This is a genomic window from Arthrobacter sp. MYb213, from assembly GCF_002979915.1.
In the GTDB taxonomy this organism is placed as follows: Bacteria; Actinomycetota; Actinomycetes; order Actinomycetales; family Micrococcaceae; genus Glutamicibacter.
Map to the genome: position 1 here is coordinate 129032 of NZ_PCQA01000004.1, position 14617 is coordinate 143648.

The 14617-nt window shown below is 57.3% G+C and carries 12 protein-coding genes; 5 read left to right on the forward strand and 7 right to left on the reverse strand.

Annotated elements, in window-relative coordinates; all coding sequences use genetic code 11:
* Positions 1-8: 8 nt before the first annotated feature.
* The 3 genes from CQ011_RS10865 to xylA are packed head-to-tail and all read right to left on the reverse strand — an operon-like array spanning position 9 to position 3940.
* Positions 9-1277, reverse strand: a complete 1269-nt coding sequence (locus tag CQ011_RS10865; protein WP_105677746.1) for an FAD-binding protein — start codon at positions 1275-1277, stop codon at positions 9-11.
* A gap of 9 nt (positions 1278-1286) precedes the next feature.
* Positions 1287-2714 carry a xylulokinase gene (xylB, locus tag CQ011_RS10870; RefSeq protein ID WP_105677747.1) on the reverse strand — a complete coding sequence of 476 codons (1428 nt, stop codon included), beginning with the start codon at positions 2712-2714 and terminating at the stop codon, positions 1287-1289.
* A 38-nt stretch (positions 2715-2752) separates the two neighbouring features.
* Positions 2753-3940, reverse strand: a complete 1188-nt coding sequence (gene xylA / locus CQ011_RS10875) for a xylose isomerase (RefSeq protein ID WP_105677748.1) — start codon at positions 3938-3940, stop codon at positions 2753-2755.
* A 130-nt stretch (positions 3941-4070) separates the two neighbouring features.
* Here xylA and CQ011_RS10880 point away from each other — a divergent pair, with 130 nt between their 5' ends.
* Entirely contained in the window at positions 4071-5306 is a 1236-nt protein-coding gene (locus CQ011_RS10880) for an ROK family transcriptional regulator (RefSeq protein ID WP_105677749.1), read from the forward strand.
* Here CQ011_RS10880 and CQ011_RS10885 read toward each other — a convergent pair.
* Positions 5303-6100, reverse strand: coding sequence for a MerR family transcriptional regulator (locus tag CQ011_RS10885; RefSeq protein WP_105677750.1), 798 nt, complete (start codon positions 6098-6100; stop codon positions 5303-5305). The two genes, CQ011_RS10880 and CQ011_RS10885, sit on opposite strands and share 4 nt — an antisense overlap.
* A gap of 263 nt (positions 6101-6363) precedes the next feature.
* Here CQ011_RS10885 and CQ011_RS10890 point away from each other — a divergent pair, with 263 nt between their 5' ends.
* The gene (locus tag CQ011_RS10890; RefSeq protein ID WP_105677751.1) at positions 6364-7653 is read left to right on the forward strand and encodes an adenylosuccinate synthase; all 1290 of its coding nucleotides are present in this window, start codon (positions 6364-6366) and stop codon (positions 7651-7653) included.
* A gap of 101 nt (positions 7654-7754) precedes the next feature.
* Here the strand turns inward: CQ011_RS10890 and CQ011_RS10895 are convergent, their stop codons facing one another.
* Entirely contained in the window at positions 7755-9272 is a 1518-nt protein-coding gene (locus tag CQ011_RS10895) for a sodium:solute symporter family protein (RefSeq protein WP_105677752.1), read from the reverse strand.
* Positions 9273-9690: 418 nt separating this feature from the next.
* On the opposite strand from CQ011_RS10895, the gene CQ011_RS10900 reads away from it, so the two are divergent.
* The 3 genes from CQ011_RS10900 to CQ011_RS10910 all read left to right on the forward strand — a co-directional run bounded on the left by CQ011_RS10900 (position 9691) and on the right by CQ011_RS10910 (position 12462).
* Positions 9691-11346 (forward strand): thiamine pyrophosphate-dependent enzyme, encoded by a 1656-nt coding sequence (locus tag CQ011_RS10900; RefSeq protein ID WP_105677753.1) that lies wholly within the window; start codon positions 9691-9693, stop codon positions 11344-11346.
* A gap of 178 nt (positions 11347-11524) precedes the next feature.
* Positions 11525-11893, forward strand: coding sequence for a hypothetical protein (locus CQ011_RS10905; protein ID WP_105677754.1), 369 nt, complete (start codon positions 11525-11527; stop codon positions 11891-11893).
* Between the two features lie 137 nt (positions 11894-12030).
* Entirely contained in the window at positions 12031-12462 is a 432-nt protein-coding gene (locus tag CQ011_RS10910; protein ID WP_105677755.1) for an SRPBCC family protein, read from the forward strand.
* Here CQ011_RS10910 and CQ011_RS10915 read toward each other — a convergent pair.
* A complete protein-coding gene (locus CQ011_RS10915) occupies positions 12459-13199 on the reverse strand; it encodes a polysaccharide deacetylase family protein (RefSeq protein WP_105677756.1) in 741 nt (246 codons plus the stop codon). The genes CQ011_RS10910 and CQ011_RS10915 overlap by 4 nt on opposite strands.
* Before the next feature lie 105 nt (positions 13200-13304).
* Complete coding sequence (locus CQ011_RS10920; RefSeq protein WP_105677757.1) at positions 13305-14603, reverse strand: MFS transporter; 1299 nt, start codon at positions 14601-14603, stop codon at positions 13305-13307.
* Positions 14604-14617 lie beyond the last annotated feature (14 nt).

The following is a 14617-nucleotide window of genomic DNA, read 5'->3' on the forward strand; positions in this document are numbered from 1 at the left end:
GTGTGCGCTTAGGCCCCGAACACCGTGCGACGCAGGTAGTCGTTACGGAATTTGCCCGCAGGATCTAGCCGGTCAGCCAGCGCGATGAAGTCATTAAACTTCGGGTACAGACCGCCAAGCTCGGGAACTTGGGCGGCAAAGAGCTTGCCCCAGTGCGGTCGGGCAGCAAACGGTGCCAGAACTTTTTCGAGCTGTGGAAGGATCGCCTCGACAGCTTCCTGCTGCGGCTTCCAGGTAAAGTGCAGGGCGATGCCGTCGCGGTCGTAGTTTCCACTGAGCCATAGCTCGTCTGCGGCAATTGCACGCACCTCGGAGATCAGCAGCAGGGGAGTGATGACCGGTGAGAGCTTGCGAATTGCTTGAATGGCTGCCACCGCGTGTTCGCGCGGAACCAAATATTCGCTCTGTAGTTCAGCTCCGGCACTGGGCATAAAGTCCATGCGGAAATGGGCTAGTCGGTCCGACCAAGGCCCTGACTCACCTAACTGAACGCTGCAGATCGTGCCGTCTGCTCCGGGTAGCGGATGCACTGCAGCAATAGCTGGCTGGCCATCGAATTTGCCTTGATCAATATCGTCAACCAGCGCGTCGCCCACGCGGCGTTTGAGCCAGGTCTGTCCTACCTGGTCGCCGCTCCAGTCGGTGAACAAGCTGACACTGTAGGCGGAGGCTTGGATGGCAGAAAAGTCCTTGAGTACCTTGTTCCATGACAAACCTTCAAAGACGGTCTGGCGCACTTCAAAGCTTGGCAGGATATCCAAGGTGAGGTGAGTCAAAACTCCCAGTGAACCTAAGCCGACAACCATGCCGTTGAAATCTTCGTCGCCACGCTGCACGGTCATCAGCGAACCATCGGACAGTACCAGTTCTACTGCACTGACAGCGGTGGCGAGGTTGCCATGAGTTTCGCCGGAACCGTGGGTGCCGGTAGATACCGCGCCAGCCACCGAGATATGTGGCAGTGAAGCGAGATTGTGCAGGGCAAAACCGGCTTCCTGCAATACGTCGGCTAGCTGTCCGTAGGTGATGCCGGCACTGACGCGCACGGACATAGCTTGCGGGTCAATGGTTATTTCTGCTGGCATCTTGGCCAGAGAGATCATCAGCTCCCCGGTATCGGCGATGTCATTGAATGAATGGCGCGAGCCCAAAACCTTCACGGATTGTGCTGCACACACCAGGTCCCGCAATTGTTCAAGGCTGGTGGGGTAAAGCAGTTCTTTGGCCCGGTATGCAAGATTTCCGGCCCAGTTCAGTTCCTGTTCACGCAATTTCACGGCCAATTCCTACTTCTTCAGCCACTGGCTGGAAACTAGTGCACGATAGCGTTCAAGTACCTGCGGGGTTGGCTCTAATGCCGGCACCTGGATGGTGTCCTGGCTCCACTTTGGGAATTCGCCGGCCAGCACGCCGGCGGCTTGGCGCGCGGCGCCATCTGCCACATATTCGCCCGGGGTCGGCACCATGATGGGTAGTCCTAAGATCTGCGAAGCGATCTGTTGCACGGCTCGGGACTGTGCGCCACCACCGATCAGGATGATGCGCTGTGCGCGCACCCCCTGGGCTTCTAGAGCATGCAGACCGTCGGCCAGTGAGCAGATCACAGCCTCCACGGCACTGCGGGCCAAATTTGCCGCGGTGTAGTTGGCGCGGGTAATTCCATGCAAGGAACCTGTGGCCTCTGGCAGGTTGGGGGTGCGCTCGCCGTCAAAGTACGGCAGCAAGGTGAGTCCGTCCGAGCCGGGATTGGCGGTCAGGGCGAGGTCGTTGACCTCCTCCAGCGTTATCCGCAATAGCTTGGCGGTGGCATCGAAGATGCGGGTGGCGTTGAGCGTACAAACCAAGGGTAGGTAGTTGCCGGTGGCATCGGCGAAGCCGGCCACCAGACCGGAGGCATCTGCCGACGGAGCATCGGTCACGGCGAACACCGTACCTGAGGTGCCCAGCGAGATGACTACATCTCCTAGTTTGGCCCCTACCCCCAATCCGGCGGCGGCGTTATCGCCGGCCCCCGGGCCGATGTGGGCGCCGGTCTCGGTGCGGCCGATGGAATCTAGTGGACCAACAACGGTAGGCAGGATGGGGGCGTGGCCCAGATGCTGCTCTAGAGCTTGGTGGTCATAAGCGTTTTTAGTGGCTCGGTAATAACCGGTGCCCGAGGCGTCTGAACGGTCGGTGCGCAGGGCGGCCAGACCTTCGGCTCCGCTGCCCGGGCCGTAACCGGCCAGGCGCCAGGACAGCCAATCATGTGGCAGGCAGATAGCGGCGACCTTTGCCGCATTTTCTGGTTCGTGATCTTTGAGCCAGCGCAGTTTGGTCAGTGTGATCGAGGAGACCGGGAGGGTGCCGGTGCGTTGTGCCCAATATTTGGCGCCCGCTTCCATATCGCCCTGACTCGCGTCGCTAATGATGTCGATGGCCGCCTGCGCGCTGCGGGTGTCATTCCACAGCAGCGCCGGGCGGATCACGGTGGCAGACTCATCGAGTACCACCATGCCATGCTGTTGCCCACCCACCGAGACAGCTTCCACGTCGTCTAGGCCACCGGCCTGGGCGATCGCTTCTTGCAGTGCGCTAAACCAGAACTCCGGGTCAATTTCGGTGCCCTCGGGGTGCGCAGCGCGTCCGGAGCGCACTAGAGCGCCCGTTGCGGCGTCGCGAATGACCACCTTGCATGATTGGGTGGACGAGTCGATGCCGGCAACGAGCGTCATAGTTCGGGCTGCTTTCTGCGGTGGGTGGGGTTAGTGATTTAGCGGGCGTTGAGCAGGTGCTCGATAGCCAGCTGGTTCAGGCGGATGAACGCGAAGTTGCGCTGCGCCGCCGCATCGGCGTCGAAGTCAGCGAAGCTTGCCGCGTCGCTCATCAGCTGCGCTGCGGTTTCGCCAGCGTTCAAGGTGCTCTCGCCCAATTCGAAGACGCCGGAGAGCTTCATAGCTTCCTGAACTTCTGGGTCTGCACGGAATGCCTGGGTGCGTTCCTTGAGCATGAGGTACATGGACATATTGGCCTTTGCCGAGTCCCACACGCCGTCGTAGCCGTCGGTGCGTGATGGCTTGTAGTCGAAGTGACGTGGGCCGTCGTACTTCGGGCCACCGGTTGGGAAGCCGTTCTCCAGCAGGTCAACGGTGAAGAATGCGCTGGTCAGGTCGCCGTGACCGAAGACTAGGTCCTGGTCGTACTTGATGCCGCGCTGGCCGTTGAGGTCAATGTGGAAGAGTTTGCCTGCCCATAGGGCCTGAGCGATGCCGTGGGTGAAGTTCAGGCCAGCCATCTGCTCGTGGCCGGTCTCTGGGTTGAGCCCCACGATGTCGCCGTGTTCTAGCTTCTCAATGAAGGCCAGGCCGTGACCAACGGTTGGTAGGAAGATGTCGCCGCGTGGTTCGTTTGGCTTTGGTTCCAAGGCAAGGCGCATGTTGTAGCCCTTTTCCTTGATGTAGCTAGCGGTGGTGTCTACGCCTTCGCGCATCCGATCCAGTGCCGCAGCCAAGTCCTTGGAACCGTCGTACTCGGAGCCTTCGCGGCCGCCCCACATGACGAAGGTTTCGGCGCCCATCTCGGCAGCCAGATCAATGTTGTGCAGTACCTTGGCCAGTGCGAAACGGCGGATCGAGCGGTCGTTGGAGGTGAAGCCACCGTCCTTGAATACCGGGTGGCTGAACAGGTTGGTGGTCACCATTGGGACCTTCAGGCCGGTTTCCTTCAGTGCTGCACGGAAGTCGGTCAAGATCTGCTCGCGCTGGGAAGCGGTAGCGTCAAAAGGAATCAGATCATTGTCGTGGAAGGTGACGCCGTAGGCGCCGAATTCGGCGAGTCGGTGCACGGCTTCGACTGGATCCAGGTTCTTGCGGGTGGCGACACCGAATGGGTCGGCGCCGGTCCAACCCACGGTCCATAGACCAAAAGTGAAGCGGTCGGCGGCGGTTGGCTGGAGAGTCATGGGATACATCCTTGGATCGAGAGAGTATGGCTTTCACCATTTAGTTTATGTCCTGAACTATATGGGTGGTGATGCGCTAGAGTCAATAGGAAACGGCAATAAGCCGGCCAAGATTTCCTAAGGAGCAGGCATGCGCAAAACAACGGCTGAAGCCCAGCCTGCACCTTTGGATGCGCCCGGAAATGTGGGGGATGTGCGCAAGGCAAACCTGGCAAGAGTTTTAGCAGTCATTGCCGGCGCCCACAGCGAGCATCGACTTTCTCGTGCGGACATTGCCACGCGCAGTAAACTCACCAAGGCCTCGGTCTCCAGCTTGGTCGCTGACCTGCTAGCAAGCGGATTGGTGATTGAAATTGGGGTACACCGAGACGGAGAACGTGGACGGCCCTCGGTAGGCCTGATATTAAACCCCGCACGCTGCGTAATCGGCATGGAAATCAACGTCGATTACATCTCCGCCGGGCTCGTGGACTTATCTGGAAAACTACTGACTCACCAGATTGTTCCGCGCCTGAATCGTGGGGTTAACGCTGAACAGGTCATCGATGCTCTGAGCGAGCTCAGCAGTCAAATGCAGCAGGCTGCCGAGGCCCAAGATCTGAAGATCCTTGGTGGTGGACTTGCAGTGCCAGGTCTGGTCGATGAGAAAAGCTACACGGTGCTCCAGGCGCCAAACCTCGGCTGGGAAACTCAATCCTTGAACGTGCGAAAACTGCTGCGCGAAACGAAGAGCCGCTTCCGACTCTTTAACGAGGCGAACGCCTCGGCGCTGGCCCAGCAACAGCTGATGGGACCGGCCGAACGCGACTTCCTCTTCGTCTCCGGCGAGGTGGGTATTGGTGGCGGTCTGATTATCGATGCCGAACTTTTTGCCGGTCCACAGGGACATGCCGGCGAGCTGGGACATGTGGTGGTCCAGCCAGAAGGCAAGCCGTGCAGCTGCGGTGGACGCGGATGTCTAGAAACGGTTGCCGGGCAGGAAGCCATCCTGAGTGCGGCAAACCTTGGGGTGGCCGCTCGCGGAGCCTCGCGTCAGCAGCGGATTGAGCGTCTGTACCAAGCGTTGGAATCTGGGCAAGAATCGGCCAGCATTGCTGTGGCTGACGCCGGTAAGTCACTGGGTGTTGCCGTGGCCTCGGCGATGCGCCTATTCAACGTATCCACCGTGGTTTTTGGCGGACACTTTGCAGCCCTAGAGCAGTGGCTACTGCCGGCCACGACGCACAGTCTCACAACCCATGCCCCAAGCATCGCCAGCCAAGCACAACTGAGGTTTTCTCCGCTGGGGCAAACCGGTGCCCTGATCGGTGCAGCGCACAGCGTGGTGGGTGATTTACTAGAATCACCGCACCAGCTGGTGGGCTAAGCTGCGCTAACCGGTTGCTGTAATTCGGTCACCCAATCGGATTGGTCTGCAGATTCGGAGCGCACATAAAGTTCGCGGCATGGCCCGGAAGGAACTAGCCCGCGCGCTAAGACCTCTTCATGCACTGCCTGCCAGCTTTCATGGATAGTGTCCATGGCTCCCAAGTGCATCCCGCAGATTGCTTCGGATACCGCCGGCAACTCGATACTCTCGAAACCTTCACGGGCTTCAGCGTCTGTAGTGAAACCCGCAATGACTTCCATGCCGTTCTCCGTGCCGGAGTATTGGGCGACAGGAGCGGCAAATTCTTGGCCGTCCAGAGCGGCGGCAATCTGGCCGAAAAGCGGACCGATGCGTCCGGCGATTTCAGGTTGCTCGGCTACCGCGAAGCGTCCGGCAAGCAGACGCACCGCGGGCAGGGACTTGTGGATGATTTCGATGTGTGACATGAGCTTCTCCTTAGAGATTAGGCGTAGACGCCGTTCCACGTCGAGCAGTCGCTGGGTGGCCAACCGATGCTCGGACTCAACCTGCGCATGACGAATCTGCAGTAGTTCTGCAATTTTCTGCGCGGTAGCTCCCTGATCTAGGATCAGGGAAATTTCCTCCAACCCAAAACCCAACTCGCGCAAGGCAACAATTCGATGCAAACGCTGAAGCTGCGATGGGTCATAGGAACGGTAACTACTGAACGGGTCTACATGGGCTGGTATGAGCAGACCGGACGTGTCCCAATGCCGCAACATGCGGTGGGTTACCTGACCGATCTGTGCAAACGCCCCGATGGATAACATGCTTTAGTTCTCCGCCCTCACACTGTGTCAGAGTCAAGTTTGCGCGAGAAAACAGTAGATATCTATGAATAACACCGACAACCGTCATCTGAGCTCGAGATTCACTAATCGTTTCGGTAAACTTTGGTCGTAAGAGCCCCTAACTCTTACATTGCTCCCTTTGGGTCAAGTGAGAAGTACAGGGGCATATTTTTTGCCCGGCACCGTGCCGGGACGGCGTGAAGAACGCCGCAACCGCTGCTTTATGCAAGGGGGAGGATCCCATGCCAGCAATCGTGATCGTCGGAGCCCAGTGGGGCGATGAAGGTAAAGGCAAGGCTACCGATCTACTCGGTGGGCAGGTCGACTATGTAGTCAAGCCAAACGGCGGCAATAACGCCGGGCACACCGTGGTTGTCGGCGGTGAGAAGTACGAGCTAAAGCTCCTTCCGGCCGGCATTTTGTCGCCTAACGCCATTCCGATTATCGGTAACGGTTGTGTGGTGAACCTTGAGGCCCTCTTCGAAGAAATCGAAGGGTTGGAAGCTCGCGGCGCCGACACCTCGAAGCTGCGCGTCTCGGCTAATGCTCACCTGGTCGCTCCGTACCACCAGACCATGGACAAGGTCACCGAACGTTTCTTGGGTAAGCGTGCCATTGGCACCACCGGACGCGGCATCGGCCCGGCCTACATGGATAAGGTCGGACGCCTAGGCATCCGTGTACAGGACGTCTTTGATGAGTCGATCCTGCGCCAGAAGGTTGAAGGTGCACTGCGCCAGAAGAATGAACTGCTGGTGAAGATCTACAACCGTCGCACCGTGATCGTTGAGGACATTGTGCAGTACTTCCTGTCCTACGCGGACCGGTTGCGCCCGTTGATGATCGATTCCACCTTCGAACTGAACAACGCCTTGGATGAGGGCAAGGTGGTCCTCATGGAGGGCGGCCAAGCAACCTTCCTGGATGTTGACCACGGCACCTACCCGTTCGTGACTTCCTCGAACCCTACCGCCGGCGGCGCCTCGGTCGGTTCCGGCATTGGCCCGACCCGAATCAGCCGTTCGATCGGTATTATCAAGGCTTACACCACCCGTGTGGGTGCCGGACCGTTCCCTACCGAACTGTTCGACGACATGGGCATCTACCTGCAGACCACCGGCGGAGAATTCGGTGTTAACACCGGACGCCCACGTCGTTGTGGTTGGTACGACGCGGTACTGGCTCGTCACGCCTCGCGCGTGAACGGCTTCACCGATTACTTCGTGACCAAGCTGGATGTGCTGACAAACATTAAGCAGATTCCAGTGTGCGTGGCCTACGACGTTGACGGTGTGCGTCACGACGAGATGCCGATGACGCAGACCGAGTTCCACCACGCGAAGCCGATCTTCGAGTACTTCCCAGGCTGGACCGAGGATATTTCTGGGGCACGGACCATGGAAGATTTGCCAGAAAATGCACGTAACTACATTCTGGCTCTTGAGAAGATCAGCGGCACTCGAATCTCCGCCATTGGCGTAGGCCCAGACCGCGATCAGACCATTGTGCGCCACGATCTGATCAACGACTAACTCTTTAGTCCCAGAGAATTTCTGGGAAGAGCAATGCAGGCCCGGCGGAAAATTCCGCCGGGCCTGCATTGCTCTCGCCAGAGGTGAGCCGAGAGTAGTTGTTATTTGACGCCTGCGTCGACGCCTTCAACTTCAGCGGTACCTGCGACGCGTTGATTCCAATGTTCAATGACCTGCGCGGGGGTAGGCCTGGTGAGCAATGAAATGACGGTGAAGGTGACTGCGGAGGCGATGAGTCCAAAATAAATTGGTTCGTTGGCGTAGACGCCGTCGAACTTTTGTTCGGCCTGAATCTCTAGAATGATCATGGTGCCCAGTGTGACCAGCGTGCCGGCGGCCATTGACGCTGCTGCGCCAATGCCATTTCCACGTTTCCACAGCAATCCACCAATGATGGCCACCAGCAGCCCGCCGACCAAGATGTCATAGGCGATCGTGAGTGCGGCAACCACATCATCCACAAGGATTGCCAGTGATACGGTCACGATTCCAAGTATCAATACCCAGATGCGGTTCGCCCGCACATCATGTTCTGGGTTTTCATCGGAATTGACGCTGATGGACTTACCAAACCAGCTGGCAACAAATGGAGTGACGTCGGTGCGAGCCACCGTGGCCGCAGCAATCAAAGCTCCGGAGGCGGTGGACATCATCGCGGCCACTGCCGCTGCCATCACCAAGCCACCGACGGCTACGGGAAGCAGCTGGGTGGCAACTTCCGCGTAGACGACGTCCTTATTCGTATCTGCCCCGATAATGTCTGGCAGTGCGACCTTGGCGGCCATACCAATCACTGCTCCCGCGGCACCATAGATGATGCAGTAAATCCCGGCGGTAGTTCCGCCCCAGCGGGCTACCTTGGGGCTCTTCGCGGTGAATACGCGCTGCCAGATATCCTGACCGATCAGCAGACCCAGCGTGTATACGACAAAGTACGTGATGATCGATTGCAGTCCGATGCCAGTGAAACTGAAGAACTCTGCATCTACGCGCTCACGGATGCCGTCCATGCCACCTGCGGCGTTTAATGCGAAAGGCAGCATCAGGCAGAAGATGCCTACCGTCTTAATGACGAACTGCACCTGATCAGCCAGGGTGATGGACCACATGCCGCCGATGGTGGAATAGACGACCACAATGGCGCCGCCAATCGCGATGGCTAGCCACTTCTCCCAGCCGAAGAGAACCACAAAGATCGTCGCATACGCGCTGGTTGATGTTGCGCAGAGCATCAAAGTGTAAGCGAGCATGACAATGCCCGAGGTGTTGGTGGCGGACTTGCTGCCATAGCGTAGCGTGAGCATTTGCGAAACGGTAAAGACCTTGAGGCGTTGCAAGGTGGGGGCAAAAGCCAGAGACAATAAGATCACTCCGGCCCCGATGGCAACGACTAGCCACATGCCGGAGATGCCCCATTTATAGCCCAGACCTACGCCACCCACTGTCGACGCGCCGCCCAATACTACTGCCGCCATGGTGCCGGTGTAGAGGAACGGGCCGAGTCGGCGTCCGGCGACGAGGTAGTCACTACTGTTCTTGGTGCGGGACTTGCCCCACCACCCGAAGAGCAGCATTGCCGCTAGGTACGCTGCAACGATTACTCCGTTGATGTATTCCATGAATTGGGCTCGTGTTCTATGAGGTCGGATAGTCGAGGATTACCGAGAGGAAACATTAGTTGCTCAATAGGCTATTGGCTGGATGGATGTGTCGTCAAACACGTCACGCTCGTTACTGCCTTCATGAAGGGGCTTGGTCCCACATGGCCCTGAGGGTGCCACGGAGCGGCAGACCGCGATTATGACTGTGATGCAACACACTGACTTATCTGTGGGAAATTTATAGACAATTTGCCTTATGATATGCAGTCCTTCTAAGCAAGATGTCATATTTGCGTAGTAAATGCGTAACTTCGTGCATTGCTCACCGGCCTCTAGTACTGTTTCACGACGACGCAACGTTGCATCTGGTGCCTTGTGGCACCTTTTTTCGTATCCGCGAACCAAGACTTTTATTCGATAGAAAGACGCCAAAAAGATGAGTGAAAATGGTCAGCCGTCGACAAAGAAGTCGGCCGGACATGTCATTGTTGACACCCTTGTAGCCCATGGCGTGGAGCGTGCCTACGTTGTCCCCGGGGAAAGCTACCTAGACGTCCTTGACGGTCTGCATAATTCGACTATTGACACAGTTGTTTGCCGCCACGAAGGCGGAGCCACGTACATGGCCGAGGCAGAAGGAAAAATGCACCAGCGTCCGGGCATCGCGATGGTCACCCGTGGTCCGGGCGCCGCTAATGCCCACGTAGGATTGCACACCGCATGGCAGGACTCTACCCCTTTGGTGCTGTTCGTAGGCCTGATTCCTTTTGAGCACCGCGGCAAGGAAGCCTTCCAGGAGTTTGATCCGCGGGCCTGGTTCGGGACCGGCGCTAAACGTGTGATGGTCTTGGATCACCCGGATCGAGCCTCCGAAGTCGTCGCCGAAGCAATGTTTGCTGCGATGTCCGGCCGCCCTGGTCCGGTAGTTGTTGGTCTGCCCGAAGACATCATCACCCGCGAGGTTTCCGCCACGCTGCACCCGGAAATCCCGGTGGCCACCGGGGGCATGACCGTCACCGATTGGAAGGCGCTACACGGCGCACTGCAGGAAGCGGATAAGCCACTGTTTATCTTCGGTGGTAATGACTGGACCCACGAAGGTGCAGCTGACTTCACCCGCTGGCTCGAAGATCATGATCTACCGGCGGCAGCCGAATGGCGTTGCGAAGGCACCGTGCCGTTTAACTCTCCGTCCTATGTAGGGCCAATTGGGTACGGCAGGCCCAAGCCAACTTATGACCTGCTGGAAGAAACGGATCTGTTGATCTTCGTTGGCACCGTACCGGGAGACGTGATCACCGATGGATTTAACGTCCGTCAAAACTGGGACAAGAAGAACTTCCTGGTCACCATCGACCCATCACTTAGGGGCCGGTCCGGTCCGGTCTCTCATCAGATCGTGGCTAAACCTGATGTCTTCGTTCGTGACCTGTTGCTGATGGACCTGCCGGTAAAAGATTCATGGCGTGAATGGACCGGACGCATGCGCGGCGAACAAGAAAAATTTGCCCAGTTGCCGCCTTCCATACCAACTTCAGGCCAGGCAAAGATGGATACCTTGATGGCAAATCTGGTTAACGCCCTTCCCGAAGATGCCATGGTCACCTTCGGCGCCGGTGAACACACCAACTGGGCGCACCGCTATTTCCCCACCAACGGTTACGCCTCAATGCTCTCGGCACGTAACGGCTCGATGGGCTACTCCATCCCTTCGGCGGTGGCCGCGTCACTGTCCTACCCACAGCGCCGCGTGGTCAGTATTGCCGGCGATGGTGAGTTCATGATGAACGGCCAAGAGCTTGCTACCGCCGCCCAATATGGTGCCACCCCGCTGGTGGTTGTCATGGATAACCAGCAATACGGCACCATCCGCACCCACCAGGAACGCCATTACCCGGATCGCGTATCCGGTACCCAGCTGAAAAACCCGGATTTCGCTCTGATGGCACAGTCCTTCGGTGGCTACGGAGTGCGCGTGGAGAACGACGCTGACGTTCCTGCCGCCGTGGCTGCGGCGCTTGCCGCAATCGACAATGACAAGACCTTTGCCCTGATCCACCTGATCGTTGAGCAAGGGGTGAAAGCCTACTAAGGCTTTCTGCGACGTACTACCGTCGGCCAGTGGAGGTTCGCCATTCGCCGACGGTAGTAGGCCGACCAAGGATAAATCACACCTTGATCGTCTTGGCATGCTCGGTCTGAAGGTTTAAGCTGAATTCTTACCCAAGATGTGAGCATTCCTAAACCTACGCACCAAGTCGGAGAATCTGATGGCACAAATGAGCGAAGAGCTCATTGAGCAGTGGGCTGATGCCACTGCCGAAATCTACAACGAGTCCCTTTCCGGTATTAGCCTCACCCGTATGCCGGCTGCCGTTGCGCAGTACATAGATCTCTTTGCGCAAAGTGAAAACCTGACCTTCACACGTGAAGCTACTCCACTGGACTACTTTGAACGTCACCCTTTCCTAGCAATCAGCGCGATCCTCAACAATGCCGAGGCGCTAGAAGCCCTCGACGAAGATCAGCAAGAAGCACTGGATGAGATGGTTGGATTCACCGAAGCTTGGTACAACTTCGACCAAGAGCAGGAGCCCGAGTTGGGTACTTCCGAGGCCGACGACGAAGAAGACTGGTAAACCCAGTACAACAACTGCATAAGCCAATCGATGCGCGCTCCCGCGCACCGGTTGGCTTTTCTGTTATTTGGGGCCGAGGGTCAAGCGAGTTGAGCGGTGGTATTCCATTAAATGCATGGGAGTGGGACGATTCGAGTATGAGCCAGTTCAGTGTTTTTGAAAGCACCGTGGTGATTCACTTGCCGGTGCACCGTGTCTGGGAATTGTTGACCGATTGGACCGCGGCTCCCTTGTGGATGCCGGGTATCGCCACCATGCATTCGGATGACGTGCAGTTGCGCGTTGGCACGAATTTGATCTATCGGGTGGGTGGACACGAGCGACGTTATGAAATCCATGATCTAATCGAAAATCGTTTGCTCGTGGCACATACCTCTGAGAACCCGGATGGCTTGTCCTATCGTTTTGATCTGAAAGACGATGCCGGATACACCGAAGTGGTGCTTCAGGTTGCGGTAATTAACCCGGATTTAGGCGTTCAAGAGTGTGAAGAGCTTGCCAGGTCGGTCCGTGAAGCCGAAGGGGACATGCTTGATCAGCTCAGATTTTATGCCGAGCAGGCCCCTTAGGGGTTCGTCTTAATTCGATGGTCGTAGGCCTTTGCTGGCTTAAAGTCAGTTCCGGCGAATAGCTGGTCCACGGTGACCAGGGTGTATCCGGCATCGTGAAGTTTGCTCACTAGTTGTGGCACCGCTTTGACCGAGCTCTCGTGAATGTCATGCATCAAAATAATCGAGCCGGGCTTGGCTTCTTCGAGGGCAATTTTGACGGTCTTTTGTGGGTCGTGGTGTTTCCAATCCAGCGTGTCAACGTCCCACAACACCAGTGGGTAGGGGATCAGCCAGTCATAGACGGCGCCGTGGGTGCCATAAGGCGGACGAAGAATCTGCGGTTTCACGCCGGCGGCTTGTTCAATTGCCTCATCGGTCCACTGCACCTCGTGTTCAATACCCTCGGCGGTTAACTTAGTGATGTCTTTATGGTCAAAGGTGTGGCTGCCTATTTGGTGCCCCTCGTCAACCATGCGCTTAAGCGTCTTGGGGTATTTCTTCACGTTCTTGCCCAGTACAAAGAATGTGGCCGGCGTGTGCTGTTCGGACAATTCATCGAGTAGGCGATTTGTGTACTCTCCGGGGCCATCATCGAAGGTTAGCGCGACGCATTTGGTGGTTGCGCAGTCCACTGCAGGTGGCGTGGCAACGGGCTCGGGCTGTGGTTCGGATGGCTGGGAGGCGCAACCTGCGAGCAGGAGAATGCCAAGAAACAGTGCGCTGAGCCGAAGGATGACGCTGGAAGACATGCTCATCTATTCAGCTTCTCGCTCATCCGGTGGCAACGCAAAACTGCCACGCCTTCGCTCAGTGACTTCGTAGCCAGTGCATAGGGAACGCGGTGAGGGTCAAGGCGCTAGCTATAAGCTTGCCTGCGTTTCCGATGTTGAGTGCAACGGATGCTCAATTTCATCACGAGCAAAACGTCCAGCCCACCAAGCGAGCAGCCCGAAGATTGGCGAGGCGGTCCCTGCGATCACAAAAATACTTTGCAGGCTCAACACCTGGCTTAGCGGCCCGGCTACAGCCATGGACAAGGGCATTAATGCTAAGGAAACAAAGAAATCCAGGCTGGAAATACGACCTAATAAATGTTTCGGCACCCGGCGTTGCAACAAGGTTCCCCAGATGACCATTCCGGCCGAATCGGTAATCCCGAAAAGTAAGAGAATCGCGAACAACATCCACGCGGCATCCACGTAACCCACCGCGGCCAGCGGCAATGTGCCTAAACACCAGCAAGCGGTCATTAGGGTCAGGTATCGACGTGGGAACTTCGCCGAGGCGATCAACAACGAACCGATCGCCGAACCGGCCCCGAAGAAGGCCAGCGTGTAGCCAAAGAGTTTTGCATCCCCGCCTAGATGATCGCTGACGATAAATGGCAGCAGCACCTCAAAAGGTCCAATAAAGGTGAATACTGAAATCACCGAAAAGATCAACGTCCAACGCAACCAGCTGGTACGCATCGTATAGCCCACGCCTTCGCGTAACTGGCGCAGTACGCTGGGCGCTACAACTGTAGAGTCGGCAGGCTCCGGGGCGTCGTATTCTTTGCGGTGCGCTATGCGGCGCAGAACAAAGATAGCGATCACATGACACAGCGCGATTGTGGCAATTGCGTGCGCCGGGGAAATCGCGGCAACAAGAAAACCCGCAACCATCGGTCCCAGAGCCGTGTGCACTACCGGCCGGACCATACCCTCAAGACCGTTGGCGGCCAGTAGATCCTTCGGGGGCAAGATGCGAGGCAATAGTGCGGAATATGCCGGGAAGAAGAATGCTGATCCGGCACCGGCGAGGAAGCTGGTGAGCATGAGGTGCCATAGGGTGATGGCGCCAGTCAGTGCCAGTAGGGCTGTCACGCTCATGATGAGCACCAACAGTAGCTGTACCAAGATGACTATTTTTCGACAGGAGTATCTGTCGGCCAAAATGCCGCCGAGCAGCACTAAGGCAAGTAGCCCCACAGCGTTTGAGGTGGCCACCACGGACAGCTCTAGGGGCCCGCCGCCTAAGCGACGTACCTGATAGACCATTGCCACCGCCCACATGCCGGCGGCAAAGGTGGAAATAATTAATGCGCTCGCTAAGAGCGCATAGTCCCTGTGGGTGAATGGCTTAACGAGGCGCAGCATTGAGTCATGCAACCTACCCATGAGAAGCTCCTACA

Coding starts and splice junctions, on each gene's coding strand:
- CQ011_RS10910 (WP_105677755.1), top strand. CDS start 12,031: ATGAGCCAGTTCAGTGTTTTTGAAAGCACCGTGGTGATTCACTTGCCG.
- CQ011_RS10915 (WP_105677756.1), bottom strand. CDS start 13,199: ATGAGCATGTCTTCCAGCGTCATCCTTCGGCTCAGCGCACTGTTTCTT.
- CQ011_RS10890 (WP_105677751.1), top strand. CDS start 6,364: ATGCCAGCAATCGTGATCGTCGGAGCCCAGTGGGGCGATGAAGGTAAA.
- CQ011_RS10895 (WP_105677752.1), bottom strand. CDS start 9,272: ATGGAATACATCAACGGAGTAATCGTTGCAGCGTACCTAGCGGCAATG.
- CQ011_RS10900 (WP_105677753.1), top strand. CDS start 9,691: ATGAGTGAAAATGGTCAGCCGTCGACAAAGAAGTCGGCCGGACATGTC.
- CQ011_RS10880 (WP_105677749.1), top strand. CDS start 4,071: ATGCGCAAAACAACGGCTGAAGCCCAGCCTGCACCTTTGGATGCGCCC.
- xylB (WP_105677747.1), bottom strand. CDS start 2,714: ATGACGCTCGTTGCCGGCATCGACTCGTCCACCCAATCATGCAAGGTG.
- CQ011_RS10905 (WP_105677754.1), top strand. CDS start 11,525: ATGGCACAAATGAGCGAAGAGCTCATTGAGCAGTGGGCTGATGCCACT.
- xylA (WP_105677748.1), bottom strand. CDS start 3,940: ATGACTCTCCAGCCAACCGCCGCCGACCGCTTCACTTTTGGTCTATGG.
- CQ011_RS10885 (WP_105677750.1), bottom strand. CDS start 6,100: ATGTTATCCATCGGGGCGTTTGCACAGATCGGTCAGGTAACCCACCGC.
- CQ011_RS10920 (WP_105677757.1), bottom strand. CDS start 14,603: ATGGGTAGGTTGCATGACTCAATGCTGCGCCTCGTTAAGCCATTCACC.